Origin of the sequence: Paenibacillus sp. FSL H7-0716, from assembly GCF_038002705.1 — a bacterium.
GTDB lineage: Bacteria > Bacillota > Bacilli > Paenibacillales > Paenibacillaceae > Paenibacillus_AQ > Paenibacillus_AQ odorifer.
The window spans coordinates 1-13404 of record NZ_JBBODA010000005.1 but is presented as its reverse complement, the minus strand read 5'-3'; the positions used below and the strand labels follow the sequence as shown (position 1 = coordinate 13404).

Sequence of the window (13404 nt, the reverse complement as noted above, 5' to 3'; positions counted from 1 at the left end):
GCAGAAGATTGTCTCTAAAAATCGTACCATTTTCACACTTCAGGATACAATTTCACTAAATTTTGATCAAAAATAATTCTGTTGATAAAGAAAACCTCCGGAATAAATCCCAGAGGCTTTCTAATATAACTATTCTTCACTAGTATCTGCAGGCATAACAATCTCTTTTATACCATTAAAATGGCTGATATTTGTTTGCAACGTGAGCACTGATTCTGAATCTAAGTTTTCTGATCTCAATGAAGTGAATATTTCCGCTTCCACTTTTTGCGGCAAATGTGTAGTTTTATTCAGCGTATATCTTAGTTTAATATTGTCTGTTAAATTCTGTTTCATCAATTTGAGTGTTTCCTTACTCGCATCATTAGACGATATCTCCATCGAAAGTATGTATTCTTGTTCCTCTTCAGTAACAACGATCTCCTGAGAATCTATCTGGTATGTGTCTATATAATCGTACGGATCAATAAATCTTTGTACAATTTGTTTTTCTTTCACTGGAATATAATCGTCTTGCTTGATAAATAAATCATCCATTACCTTTGTATGATATTCAGTATCCGATATGTACTCTTCTCGTTCCTTCCCTTCCGCAGTCTCCGATTTTAGATATACGGTATAAGGATTTCTAACATAGTCGACATGAAATGAGACAGCGCTCGACCAATGTTTATCTTCACTTTTTTCCGATTTGCTTGATGTTTCTTCTTGTTGCTCCATTTCTATAGTGTAGCTCTCCTGCTTAGCCAGTTCACTCCGAGACATGCTGAGCAGCTCCTCTGCACGCTTATCTCCCTCTCCTTCAGCACCCGATTTAGTGTTCGTTGCACAACCTGTCAAACCTAACATACAAATGATACCGATAAAAACCGCTTTTCTGATAAACATATTACTTCCCCTTCACTTCAAATGAAATCCAAATATAACTAAATCTATTTTATCATTATAAAGCTAACAGCTTATATGACGGAAAAGGTAGACATGTGAAAAAGCGTCTTAAGGTGTACAGTTGCGCCGGGTTTGGTGCTTTGATGCAAATCAAAAAAATACCTCCCCGCCTTTACAGCAGAGAAGGTATTTTAGTAATATTACCAATTCCATTAGCTCAATGTGTCAATACTAACTCATCCAGCAGCTTTCCATCCACATCATAGGCCTGATAGGTTAATGTATCCCCGGTAACGTTAATGCCGGCAAACATTTGCTTATTGTTCTGAAAATGCACTGCGTGATAGAACTGATCTTCTTTTTTCTCGTTAAATTTCCCTCCAGAAGCGTTGGTCACAACGTAGACTGTCCCTCGTTTAGCATCTTTGGAAATCTCACCTTCTGGAACTTTTTTTCCGCCAAGTAACGGGTAGGATCTGGAATATTCATGATTATGACCCTGCAGCACTAAGTCAACCTGATACGTATCAAAAATATCCGTCCAATCTTCAACTTTCTTATAGGAGTTCCCCCCGTAAGCCGGACGGTGCATCGCAACGATTTTCCATTTCTTGTCTGTGTTCTTCAGATCTTCCTTCAGCCATTCCGTTTGCTTTTTTAGATTGCTCTCTGTATTTAGTACCGTTACATGCACAGGTCCATAATCGAAGGAATACGAGGTACCTGCAATTGAACCCTTCGCCCCATTATCCGGCAGGTTGAAGTGTGAATTATAATACGTTGCATCCTCATCCACCTCATCATGATTGCCTGTTACCGGCATTAACGGAATCCCTGAAATCCAGCCCTGCACATTGCCAAAAAAATCATCCCAGCCTGCCGAATCCTCCGGATCCTCCGTCAAATCCCCATTATGCACAATAAATTTGGCTTCAGGAAATGTCTGAAAAGCCTTGTCCAGTGTATTCCCCCACAGCTTAAAATCCTCTGCCGTTTCCCCTTGAGAATCCGTCACGTTGATAAAAGACACACTGTCCAGTCCATCTTCTTCCGTTGTAAATTCCGCTGCCGGACTCCATTCCCCTTCAACGCCACTACCCACTCTATAAGTATATAACGTCCCGGGTTCAAGACCCGTAGCTTCCACTTTATGTACACCTTTGGTGCCATTGTCTGTTTTGATGGAACTACTTTTCGCTTCTACCCTTTGTACATCCGTATTTGCAAAAGAGGACACCTGTCCCTTTACAATCTCCAGAATGCCTGCTGCACTAGAATCACTTGTATACCAAGTAAACGCGCGGCTTGTGCTCGCGGCTCCCTTAAAGGTAGTCACGAGATCATACGGTGCTGGTGAATTTGCATCACTTCCGCTTTTCGATCGTTCCAACCCATAAGCCACTAAAATAACCACAATCACAAGCACTCCTAGGATTATGGCAAATTTATAGTCTCTCATCACAGTACCTCCTTATGAAAATTTCTCTCTAGCCTTCTAAATAAGATAGCCCCCTGCAAAGTCAGAAGTCAAATCTGCACACGATTCTTTATACAGACTTTTGTTAACGCAGTGTAAAACATTCAGCAAACATTCAGTCTATTTTAAGTTAAGCATAAGGTCTGTCTCCTAGAATTAGTCAAGCAGGAAGGTTAGCCAGAGATAGAGAGAGAAACGAGGTGTGAAAATGAATAAGAAGCTTCAATTCCGGCATGAACTTAAATTTTTCATTAACTATCATCAATACCTTATATTACGCCAGCGATTGCAAAGCTTGATTGATAAAGATCAACACGCTAATGAGAGTGGAGAATACCACATTCGGAGTTTGTATTTTGACGATATCAACAACACGGCACTTGCAGACAAGCTTGGCGGTCTCAGAGAGCGGGCCAAATACCGGATTCGCATTTACAACATCCAAGACAACATCATTCACTTTGAGAAAAAAATTAAAATGGACGATTATATCGCCAAAATCAAAGAACCGCTTACCCGGCAAATGTACGACGAGATTATGGCGGGCAACTACGAAGTACTGAACGTCCCGGACAGTCCGCTGTTCATGGAGTTATACGATCAGATGCGCCATAACCTGCTGCGACCCAAGGTCATCGTGGATTATGTTCGCGAGCCTTATGTTTGCCACAACGGCAATGTGCGAATAACGTTCGATAAAGAATTACGTACGGGCCTGCATTCTACGGATATTTTCGATAAGGATTTGCATCCGATTCGGGCAATTGATGAGAACTTCATAATTTTTGAAGTAAAATTCGATGAGTATATTCCGGAGTACATTAAAATCGCGTTGCAGCTGGAGGGACTGAATAGGCAGTCCGCTTCGAAATACGTGATCTGCCGCAAATTCTTAAAAACTAACACTTGGGAGGATTATTGATTATGAATGCATCACTAGCACCGCTAGCAGCTACAACAACGACTACAGATACTACAAATAATTTTTCAGACATTATTAAAAACTCGGTGATCGACAATTTTGTATCTGATATTAGTATCTCCAAGATGCTGATTACCTTGGGCGTAGCTTTTCTGATCGGATACTTCATTTACCTGCTCTACAAACGTGTCTTTAGCGGTGTTTTATATTCCAAAAGCTTTAACGTCTCACTTATGGGCATGACCATGATTACAGCTACTGTCATTATTGCGATTAACTCTAACCTTGTGCTGTCCCTCGGTATGGTCGGCGCATTGTCCATCGTTCGTTTCAGAACACCAATCAAAGATCCAACTGATCTGATCTTCTTGTTCTGGGCAGCTGTAGCAGGGATTGTAACTGGAGCTGGATTTTTCACCTTGGCTATTATCGGTTCGATCATTATCGGCCTCATTTTGTTCCTGTTCATCAAACACTCTTCTATCGAAACGCCATACTTGCTGGTCATTAACTGCGACAGTGATGAAAGTGAACGTGAAGTACACAGCCATATCACCAAATCCGTAAAACGTTACAATGTGAAGCAAAAAACAGTCTCCGCAAACAATATTGAATTGACGCTGGAGCTTCGTCTGGATGATAAAGTAGGCGGCTTTGTCAACACAGTCTCTGACCTAAAAGGTGTCAAAAATGCACTCTTGATCAGCTATAGCGGTGACTATGTATCTTAATTACAACGAGATGAAAGGCGGTGCCCCAGATGAAAACCAGAGGTAAGTCAATCCTGCTGAGTTTTTGCTGCCTGCTGCTGGTCATCGCCGTAGCCGGGTGTCAGAACGCAAGTCCGTCTGCAACAAATAATCCAACGTCTGATGCTCAAGACAAGGTCATTTCGAGCGATGAGAAAAAGCTAGACGAGCAGGTCTTTCCAAAAGATAAGGTCGTGGATGTCAAAATCACCTTGGACCCGGACGATTTTCAGGATATGCTGGATAATGCCAGTGCTGAGGAATATAAAATGGCTTCCGTCGAGTACAACGGTATGAAATACGATAATGTAGCTGTACGGACCAAAGGAAATCTCAGTCTCAGAAGCGTAGTACAGATGACAGACTCTGACCGCTACAGCTTCAAAATTTCTTTTGATCAGTATGTAAACCAGAATTTATTCGGCATTACTAAGATCAACCTGAATAATAATTACAGCGATGCTTCTTATATGCGTGAATTTCTAACCTATGAGCTCGCTGAAAGTGTCGGCCTCCCGACGCCGAAATATTCCTTCGTCAATGTGTATGTAAACGATGAACTGAAGGGTTTCTATCTTGCAGTAGAACAGATCGGTGATGCTTATCTGGAACGCAATTTCGGCAACACTTATGGTGCACTTTATAAAGGTGTAATGACCGGTCAGGGCAGTGATTTGACTTGGCTGGGCGATGATCCAGCCCTCTATACTGGACTAGAAATGAAATCCGATAAGTCCAACGATGATATTCTTGTCGACATGCTGAATGAGCTAAATAACGGCACCGATTATGAAAAATACATCGACGTAGAGGAATCGCTGAAGTATATCGCTCTAAATGCGGTCACGGGTAATATGGACAGTTATTTAGGTGGGAATAAGCAGAATTATTACTTATATGAAGACGATGGAGTCTTCTCGATTCTGCCGTGGGATTATAATATGGCTTTTGGCGGCATGGGAAGCGCAGATGTGTTAATTGACGAGCCTACCCAAGGTGCGTTGGCAGAACGCCCGCTGATTGCGAAACTGCTCGCTAATGAGGAATACAAAACGAAATATCATGAAATTGTTAATGAGATGATTACTGGCTATCTAGCGGACGATACGTTCCAGGCTCGGATTGATGAGCTGAACACGATGATTTCCAGCTATGTCAAAGCGGATCCATCCGCCTTCTACACTTTCGAACAGTATGAAAATGGGATTAAGGCTGTTGAGACCTTCATGTCGAACATGGCCACAAGTATCCAGCAGCAGCTCGACGGCACCATTCCTTCCTCCGGTGACGGATCAGGAAGTGGTGGCGGCATGGGTGGTGGCATGGGCGGCGGTGGCTTTGGTGGCGGCGCTAAAAATGGCGCAGCTCAAGGCGCTGCGGGTGCAGGGCAGGCCACAGGTGCGGATGGCGCTACTGGTAATACTGGCGCAAACGCAGCTGCACCTAATACCGAAGGGCAAGCAGCTACGGGTGGACAGACTGCTCAGGGTAGTGCAGGTGGTGAGCCTGGTGCCATGGGCGGGCCGGCTATCCCTAATGCCGGCGAGGGTCCTGGCAGTAACTCACAAGCAGCTGCGGGTGGGCAGACTACACAAACAGGGCAAACTGCTCAAGGTGGACAAACCAACACTAACGGCCAAGCTGCTCAAGGTGGATTTGACGGCGGTGCGGGTGGTGAGCCTGGTGCTATGGGCGGACCCGCTTTCCCTGAAGGCGGCGGAAATGGCCCTGGCGGTGGCGGCATGGGCGGCGGTGGCTTTGGAGGCGGTATGCCTGGTGGTATGGGCGGTGGCGACTTTGGTGGTGCTGGTACTATGCAGCAAAAAGGCAGCACGAGTGAAGCCATCACAACTGGCATCGCCATCCTTCTCCTAATACTAACCGCTGCTTTCGTAACCTACTACAAACGCAAACGGCTGTAGAGCAGTAAAAAGTATCCTCATCAACAAATAATTCATGCAAGAAGCCTCCGTCGTTTATTGGCGGAGGCTTCTTGCATAAACACTATATTCTTGTATCACAACTAGTTCCCGCTTACTCTTTCCGCCCGCGTAATATACTTATGGTTGCTATTAAAAAGGCTAGTAAAGAGATCCCTAATGCGATATAGACCATTGGGTTGACACTGTTAGAGTTGTTCTCGCTTTCCATGATGGCATTATGTTCTTCCATGCTCATGCCATTGTCACTGGAACCATGAGAATGTTCATTCCCACCGGAGGCTTGCACAATCGAAGTAATAGAATGCGGACTTTCTGTTCCTGCCTCACCAGACCACTGCACCAAGCTGCCATCGGCATAATGCTGATAAGCATCCCAAGCAATGTCGCCTGCAGTATCAGGATTCTTTGCTGTGAAATAGAAACGTTGGAATTGTCCTGCTTTAATTCCTTCTCCATTAGCTATCCAGCTAACTTTGTTCCCCTCAATGGTAACATCCCAGCCCGGTGTAGCCTCATATTGCTTAAACTCGGCACCTGCCGGGATTCGTAGATCCACTTGTACAGTCGCCACATCTTTTTCTGAAGGAACTTTAAGTGTGTAAGTCTCCCATGCTCCGGTACTGGATTGTGCTGGTGCCACGGTTACGTGCGCGCTAGCCACGGCTGCGAACAACAGAAGTGTTGCAGCGGCTGGTGCGAAGAGTGTCATTATTTTGCGAGATAATCTGTTCATAGTTAGAGTGCCTCTTTCTTTAAGTAATTTTATCATTATTCACTTTCATCTCTATCCTCATATTTACCGCGGAAAATCACGTTTACGTGAAGCAAGCCCCTGCTCCAGAGCATATCGCGTCAGCTGCGTACGATTTTGGAGTTGAAGCTTTTGAAGGATGTTTTTCAGATGGTTTTTTACGGTATGCTCCGAAATCGACAGGCTTATGGCAATCTCTTTATTTGTCGATCCGGAAGACACACAGCTTAAAATCTCCTTCTCTCTTGCCGTCAATGACTCTCCTTCGTCCGTTACTGAAGGAACGGTAAACTCTTTCAAGATTTGAAAAGCCAGCTCCCGGCTTAGCGGTGCTTCTTCATTCACAATGGCTTGCAAATATTCAATCCAGGTGGAAGGTGCCAGATTCTTCAGTAAGTACCCCTGTGCGCCTTGCTTCAATGCTTCGAGGAGGTGGGAAATTTCGTCCGATACCGTAACGATAACGATTTTGACATAGGGATATTCCTGCTTGATCCGGCGAGTAGTCTCCAGCCCGTCCATCTCCGGCATCTGAATGTCGATAAGAATGAGATCAGGCATCCACTGGGCCGTGAACGCGATCGCCTCAGGACCACTCTGCACTACACCAATGACTTCAAAACTATTATCCATGGACAAAATCTCACACATCGCCTCACGCGCATGCGCATGATCATCCACAACCAAAACCCGGTACCGGCTCATAAAATCCCCCCTCCTTTCGTAATTTCCACATTTGTCCCCGTATTGCCGGAGATCACCTGAAGCTTCCAACCCATTCCTTCGACACGTTCCTTCATGATCTGAAGGCCGTAACTTCCGTTCACCTCAAAGGGGTCATGCTGAAATCCTTCGCCATTGTCGACAATCGCCACGCTCCAGTTTTTCTCAGTGCCTGCACCCGTGATAGAAACCTTCGCCGCTCTTGTATGCTTACGCACATTAATAGTAGCCTCTCGGATACAAGATAGCAGCTCTGCTTTTTCCGAAGGAGAGAGAGCTTCATCCTGTAGACTCCAATCCAGGAAAACCTCAATCATAATCTCGTTAGCCATTTGAGCAAGCTGATCTTTAACCGACTGTTCCAATGAAAAAGAGTGCTGCTCAGACACTGGTACCTTCAGATTGGCGATCGCCTGCCGAACATAACGGTTCACCTCGTGGACGGTCTTTTTGATCTGATCCACATTTTCTTCGCTGACTTCCCCATTCCTGCGGCTTGCTTCCAGACGATCTATTTTGACAGATAAAAGAAATAAAGATTGCGCCATCCCATCATGCAGTTCCTTAGCTAGCCCTTCCCGGGCTTTCATTGCCTCTTTGAGCGCACGTTCCTGCTCCAGCTCCCGCTGATTCCGCTCCATAAGCGAAAACAAAGGGACGAGCAATACAAGAGTGAACAAAAATACGAGGACAGGTGTCAAATAATTCCCCAGATCCATCGATATATAAGGCATTAGAAACTGATGGCGCACGACCTCCCAGATCCCTACCATTAGCGTTGGCAGTAACAGGATCATGTACTTGATTCGGTTATACGTTGCTGTTCCCTCCCGTACATCTTATGATTAACAATATCACCGTCACAATTCTGCTACATGACTCGATCGGGCTATTTAAAGTTCTTATTGTTACAAATTTAAGTATTTTAAAAAATTAATGCTATCCTTCATAATATTATAAGCAATATATAGTGAAAATTTATACTTTCTTATATTGTAGCAAAAAAAAGATACACCCTTCGATGTATCTGCATCCCAGTTATAGTGGTGATGTGTATCGTCCGTATTGAATGTCCATTTCTTTAAAAACATCTCCCTCTTTTTTCAGGAAAAATGTATTTACGCCTTCCGCTCCCCACCACTCCATACCGAGTAATGGACCTTCAGCGGTTTCCGCCGCAAAAAGAATAGAGAACATCTCTGGTATGACTTCCCCACCATCATCCACTCTCCAGACAGAAAATTCATCGCCTTGAATGACAGCCGGATAATCCATAAAGGTAAGCCCCGCCTTGTCTTCCAGCACGAGACTAAATAACATCTCCTGATCCTGCCTAATGAATTGAACGAGATACAGCTGCCGATCACCAGACAGGTCAGCAAGTTTCCAAATGTGCTCTACTTCACGATTTTTCGCAGAAACAATATTCTGCCGCACACTTTCTGCAACATTTAGCGAGGCTTGCTTAACCTCCGTAGGCTTAACAGAGATTAGCGCATTCGTATTAAATTCTGTCTGATCCGTCAGGTAATAGGTCTCATCAGGAGTCGCTTTTCCCTCTTCAACCGTATAAAGATACCCTGGCAGATTCACAAAATTGTGAGCCATCTCCCGGCCATTACTGTTCTCCGTACCCTCCTGCCATTTATTCAATTTCACTTTTAGCACTTGCCCATGATCGCCGATCGCCTCATTCAATTGTTGCATTTGCGCATCCAGCCCTTTTTCCTGCCCGGTGACTAAGATGCTCTTGCCAGACTCATCTGCAAAACCAAAATTCGCCTTCAGCTTTTCAGCTTCCAGATAAGCTGCTGGCTGCTGCATGCTTGCCGTTGGTGCTGGCTCTGCACTTGGAGAAGGGGTTGGCTTGTTAGAGCCTGAGCAGCCCGCCAGCAGTAGAACAATAAGAAAACTCACACTGAGCTTATTCATTCCCATTCCTCCAGACGAAACTAAAATATTCCCATACTAAGATACCGTTCCCCTGTGTCAGGTGCAATGCAAAGCACGCGTTTGCCAGCCCCAAGACGACGCGCTTCCTGCAACGCCGCCCATACAGTGGCACCACCGGATGGACCCAGCAGAATTCCTTCTTTTGCAGCCAGCGTTCTTACCGTCTCCAAGGCAGCTTCATCCGCAACCTGAACGATGTCATCGTAAACCTGTGTATTCAAAATGGCGGGTACGAAGCCCGGACTCGTTCCTACCAGCTTATGTGGTCCTGGCTTTCCTCCAGATAATACGGGCGAGCCTTGCGGCTCAACCACAAGAACCCGGATATCAGGTAGATGCTCACGCAAAACCTCACCCGTTCCAGTTATCGTGCCCCCAGTTCCTGATGAAGCAACAAACACATCCAGCTTACCTTCCATTTGCTCCAGGATTTCCAGAGCGGTCGTTGTCCGGTGAATATCGGGGTTGGCTTTGTTCTCGAATTGCTGTGGAATAAAACTGTTTTCCACTTCTTTTCCCAGCTCAATCGCTTTTGCTATAGCTCCCGGCATCCGTTCTGCTGCGGGCGTTAGCACAACATCCGCACCATAAGCCTTTAGAATATTGATTCGTTCCTTGGTCATATTATCAGGCATGACAAGAATCGCTTTATACCCTTTTGCCGCGGCATTCATCGCTAATCCTATCCCAGTATTTCCACTAGTCGGCTCAATGATCGTCCCGCCCGGCTTCAGCAAACCTGCTAGCTCGGCTTGCTGGATTAGATTATAAGCTGCCCGGTCTTTTACACTGCCACTTGGATTAAAAAGCTCCAGCTTTACATATAGTTCTGCATCTTGGGGGCTAGTCAGCCGATTTAATCTTACAACCGGTGTATTCCCAATCAGCTCTGTTATATTGTTAACCACTAAGGATGTCATTTTAGAGCCTCCTTCATTTCTGTACCTTCCATTATTGTAACGTGAGCAGCACCTCCTGTCGATTCAGAACCCTTGGTTTCTGCAACCTGAAAACAACCGCCCCCCACGAAAGCGGGAGACGGCTGTTCAGTACTGGCAACATTTATTTTTAAGGATTAACGTTAATCGTAAAAGTAGACGTATTGTTTTTAATATTCGTTACCGTGTTGGTAATCTTCAGATTGTTAAAGGTGGCTGACCCTCTGGCAGGACCTTGCCCAGCCTCAGCCGCTTCATTTACCCAGATGCCCACTCCGGATTTGCTGTCAAAAGCATCTCCACTCTTTTGCGCACCGGAAATTGTGACATTCGTGAAGATGGTATCTGTCACTGGGAATTGCGGCGTGGAGCCGACATAGTTAGTTTGGAACATGATGCCATGATAGGTTGGATCAATGATATCCACATCACTGACACGAATGCCTTGGAATACCTTAGAGGCTGAGAATACCCAGATTGCCGGGAAGGTCTGTGCCCCCCAGAAATGTCCACCTGCACGAACAATGGAAATATTCTCAAAATTCGTTGTCGGTGAAGCGCCAAAGCCGTTCATTGGATACCCGAAGTCAAGTGAGCTGATCGTAATTCCAGAATAGCAAAGCGTGTCGGCAATATAAATGTTGCGGAAGGTATTGGCATATCCGCCATAGACGGCTACACCTGCTGCCCGCCAGGTCAAGATTGAAGTGAGATTCTCATAAATATTATCCTTCATATCTGCACCACCGGAATCAATAGCCGAAAACAATGCAAAGCTATCATCCCCTGTTGCCCTTGCCTCAATATTGGATACGAGATTATTTGTGCTGCCATTCGTCATATTGATGCCGTCAGCGAAGGTGTTGCGGATACGGGAGTTTTTGATCACCATGTAATCCGTATTAGCTCCCCAGTACATACACACCTGATGTTCGGTCCAGATGTTATCGATCGTAATATTTGCCACATTGGAGAAATCAAATACTTTACCCGGACCATCAATACGTGATGTGTAGTTCCCGAAGTAAGCGAAATTCGCAAAAGTAGAGCCGTTAGCGGTATCACTTGCCCGGAAACCGATATCCGTATTCTCCTGATTCGTTGGAGCGTAGAATCTCGTATACCAAGGGCCTGCACCAATGATCTTCACCGCTTTTCCATAGACCTGAAATTTACTGGAGGTCTGATAGTTACCAGCTGGCAAATACACACCTACGAGATTTCCGGTCGTATCCATGCGTACTTTATCTAGCGCATTTTGCACATCCTGATGTGTAAAGCCGGCAGGAACCGTATATTTGGCCGGATCTGGATTGGCAATCGGTGAAACCTGCTCCAGACTGATGAAATCAATGGCATACTGCGAGGTATTTGCCACATCCTTTTGCAGTCGAATCGTACTACCTTTCGGAATCGTGCTGTCGAACATAATGTTAGCTTCATCATAAATATGCCGCGGAGAACCCGCGCTTGGTGAATTGCCGGGACTTATCTCTGAACCGTACAGCCATGCATATTTAGAGGTCAGATTAATCGCCTTGGTATAAACTCCGTTCACATAGATGTTCAGTGTAGCATTCGTACCGTCTCCACCCGCCGAATCTGGAATCGAGAAGCGGGTGACCAGTGTATTAGTATCAGCCTTAGTAGTGAATTCTACATAACTGCCTGTAGTATTCAGTGTGACTGCTCTTCTGCCTGAAGCCTCACCCGCAAGATCTCCAATGGTCCGATTAGCAGCAAGCTTCACAGCCCCGCCACCAATCACACCCTCCTCAGCCTCATACATGTCGTAAGGCATATTGGCTCCACGACCTACAAAAAGAGACTGTGTTTGAATATTGTTGGCTTGTTTAACTGGCAGCTCATTTGTGTCTACGGCAATTTCGGTCTTCACAGTATATTTGCCATTAGCTGCTGTCCAAGTGCCCAGACTAACAGGAGGCGCTGTTACTTCACTGCCAATCACGCCGTTATAGGTTCCAGTTAAGGTTTGGAGTACAGCATTCGTAGTAGCATCCAGAACCTTCAAGGTTATGTTATGCGCACCCCCTGCGGATGCTGCCGTCCCTTGATTCTTGATTGCCACCGAGAAGCTGACCACATTGCCGCCTGCTGGATTGCTTGGTGTCCAGCTAACAGGGGAAGCTACTAGATCAGAACTGGATACGGGAGCAATAATAAGAGAATTTGGACTAGTGAAGCTGTTATTGCCTTCGTTCAATTCAATAACCGTATTATTCTCGTCAACCTTTGCAGTTAAAGTATAGGTAGCTGCATCCTTTACGCCCATATTTAAAGTGACGTTCGTAGATGCGCCAGCCGCTAACGGGCCCACTGGGCTAGTACCTACAAGTGTGCTGCCCAAGTAGAAAAATACATTAGTCGCTGTGGAAGCTAACGTTCCAATATTTTTTACCGTTGCATTTAAAGTAATGGCATTGGTCTCTACTGGAGCTGAAGGTGTCCATGTAAGACCGGTTATCGCCAAATCCGGATTAGCAGCTGGTGCACCCATCACTTGGAATTCAGCGATTTGTCCAGCGGTTGAACCAGTATTGGTGGTAATCTTCAACTGTACTTCACTAGCCGTGGCCGTTACCGGAATAGTGACCGTATTGCCGGTTGCCGGATTAAAAGTATACACGGTTGCTGGCACAAGACTAGTAAAGGCTGTTGTATTCTGATTATGCCCAAGCACTTGAATAGTCTGAGTACGTGTGGACCAGGCCGATGATGGATTCAGTTTGAGGACAATGGATGTAATATCGGCATTACTACCCAGGTTTACAGATAATGTATTGGGATAACTTCCTCCTGCTCCTTCCCAGTAAGTAGTTACATCACCGTCATTCGCATTTGCAGGAACAAAGGTAAAGACGGAAGAGGAAGCGTTGATGCTTTTGTTCAAAGCCAGATTGGAACCCGCCCCAGGCGTTGGTGTAACTGTTGGTGTCGGGGTCGGTGTTACCGTTGGAGTTGGTGTAGGTGTTACTGTCGGTGTTGGCGTAGGAGTTACCGTCGGGGTCGGTGTTGGTGTTACCGTTGGAGTTGAGGTAG

General features: G+C 45.4%; 11 protein-coding genes. 3 read left to right on the top strand and 8 right to left on the bottom strand.

All coding sequences use genetic code 11. The features are described from left to right. Window positions 1-129: 129 nt before the first annotated feature. Both MHH60_RS08260 and MHH60_RS08255 read right to left on the bottom strand, forming a co-directional pair. Window positions 130-888, bottom strand: a complete 759-nt coding sequence (locus MHH60_RS08260; RefSeq protein ID WP_076138750.1) for a DUF6612 family protein — start codon at window positions 886-888, stop codon at window positions 130-132. A 217-nt stretch (window positions 889-1105) separates the two neighbouring features. Continuing rightward, on the bottom strand, window positions 1106-2347 hold the full coding sequence (locus tag MHH60_RS08255) for a purple acid phosphatase family protein (protein WP_076138751.1): 1242 nt from the start codon (window positions 2345-2347) through the stop codon (window positions 1106-1108). A 226-nt stretch (window positions 2348-2573) separates the two neighbouring features. On the opposite strand from MHH60_RS08255, the gene MHH60_RS08250 reads away from it, so the two are divergent. The 3 genes from MHH60_RS08250 to MHH60_RS08240 are packed head-to-tail and all read left to right on the top strand — an operon-like array spanning window position 2574 to window position 5958. Beyond that, window positions 2574-3287, top strand: coding sequence for a polyphosphate polymerase domain-containing protein (locus tag MHH60_RS08250; RefSeq protein ID WP_036683495.1), 714 nt, complete (start codon window positions 2574-2576; stop codon window positions 3285-3287). A 2-nt stretch (window positions 3288-3289) separates the two neighbouring features. Beyond that, entirely contained in the window at window positions 3290-4018 is a 729-nt protein-coding gene (locus MHH60_RS08245; protein WP_036683492.1) for a DUF4956 domain-containing protein, read from the top strand. Between the two features lie 29 nt (window positions 4019-4047). Next, a complete protein-coding gene (locus MHH60_RS08240) occupies window positions 4048-5958 on the top strand; it encodes a CotH kinase family protein (protein WP_076138752.1) in 1911 nt (636 codons plus the stop codon). A 112-nt stretch (window positions 5959-6070) separates the two neighbouring features. Here MHH60_RS08240 and MHH60_RS08235 read toward each other — a convergent pair whose 3' ends face one another. The 6 genes from MHH60_RS08235 to MHH60_RS08210 form a co-directional block, all read right to left on the bottom strand. After that, the gene (locus tag MHH60_RS08235) at window positions 6071-6712 is read right to left on the bottom strand and encodes a DUF1775 domain-containing protein (protein ID WP_076138753.1); all 642 of its coding nucleotides are present in this window, start codon (window positions 6710-6712) and stop codon (window positions 6071-6073) included. Between the two features lie 63 nt (window positions 6713-6775). Further along, window positions 6776-7435 (bottom strand): response regulator, encoded by a 660-nt coding sequence (locus tag MHH60_RS08230; RefSeq protein WP_076138754.1) that lies wholly within the window; start codon window positions 7433-7435, stop codon window positions 6776-6778. Beyond that, complete coding sequence (locus MHH60_RS08225) at window positions 7432-8250, bottom strand: sensor histidine kinase (protein WP_076138755.1); 819 nt, start codon at window positions 8248-8250, stop codon at window positions 7432-7434. The genes MHH60_RS08230 and MHH60_RS08225 overlap by 4 nt, the downstream gene beginning before the upstream one ends. Before the next feature lie 241 nt (window positions 8251-8491). Further along, window positions 8492-9385 carry a hypothetical protein gene (locus tag MHH60_RS08220; RefSeq protein ID WP_076138756.1) on the bottom strand — a complete coding sequence of 298 codons (894 nt, stop codon included), beginning with the start codon at window positions 9383-9385 and terminating at the stop codon, window positions 8492-8494. Window positions 9386-9405: 20 nt separating this feature from the next. Beyond that, the gene (gene cysK / locus MHH60_RS08215) at window positions 9406-10326 is read right to left on the bottom strand and encodes a cysteine synthase A (RefSeq protein ID WP_076138757.1); all 921 of its coding nucleotides are present in this window, start codon (window positions 10324-10326) and stop codon (window positions 9406-9408) included. 148 nt (window positions 10327-10474) lie between these two features. Continuing rightward, a partial coding sequence (locus MHH60_RS08210; RefSeq protein ID WP_341161128.1) for a CARDB domain-containing protein occupies window positions 10475-13404 on the bottom strand: 2930 nt, incomplete at its 5' end.

Excerpts from the sequence above, each read along its gene's own strand:
- MHH60_RS08260 (WP_076138750.1), bottom strand. The coding sequence starts at position 888 with ATGTTTATCAGAAAAGCGGTTTTTATCGGTATCATTTGTATGTTAGGT.
- MHH60_RS08255 (WP_076138751.1), bottom strand. The coding sequence starts at position 2,347 with ATGAGAGACTATAAATTTGCCATAATCCTAGGAGTGCTTGTGATTGTG.
- MHH60_RS08250 (WP_036683495.1), top strand. The coding sequence starts at position 2,574 with ATGAATAAGAAGCTTCAATTCCGGCATGAACTTAAATTTTTCATTAAC.
- MHH60_RS08245 (WP_036683492.1), top strand. The coding sequence starts at position 3,290 with ATGAATGCATCACTAGCACCGCTAGCAGCTACAACAACGACTACAGAT.
- MHH60_RS08240 (WP_076138752.1), top strand. The coding sequence starts at position 4,048 with ATGAAAACCAGAGGTAAGTCAATCCTGCTGAGTTTTTGCTGCCTGCTG.
- MHH60_RS08235 (WP_076138753.1), bottom strand. The coding sequence starts at position 6,712 with ATGAACAGATTATCTCGCAAAATAATGACACTCTTCGCACCAGCCGCT.
- MHH60_RS08230 (WP_076138754.1), bottom strand. The coding sequence starts at position 7,435 with ATGAGCCGGTACCGGGTTTTGGTTGTGGATGATCATGCGCATGCGCGT.
- MHH60_RS08225 (WP_076138755.1), bottom strand. The coding sequence starts at position 8,250 with ATGATCCTGTTACTGCCAACGCTAATGGTAGGGATCTGGGAGGTCGTG.
- MHH60_RS08220 (WP_076138756.1), bottom strand. The coding sequence starts at position 9,385 with ATGAATAAGCTCAGTGTGAGTTTTCTTATTGTTCTACTGCTGGCGGGC.
- cysK (WP_076138757.1), bottom strand. The coding sequence starts at position 10,326 with ATGACATCCTTAGTGGTTAACAATATAACAGAGCTGATTGGGAATACA.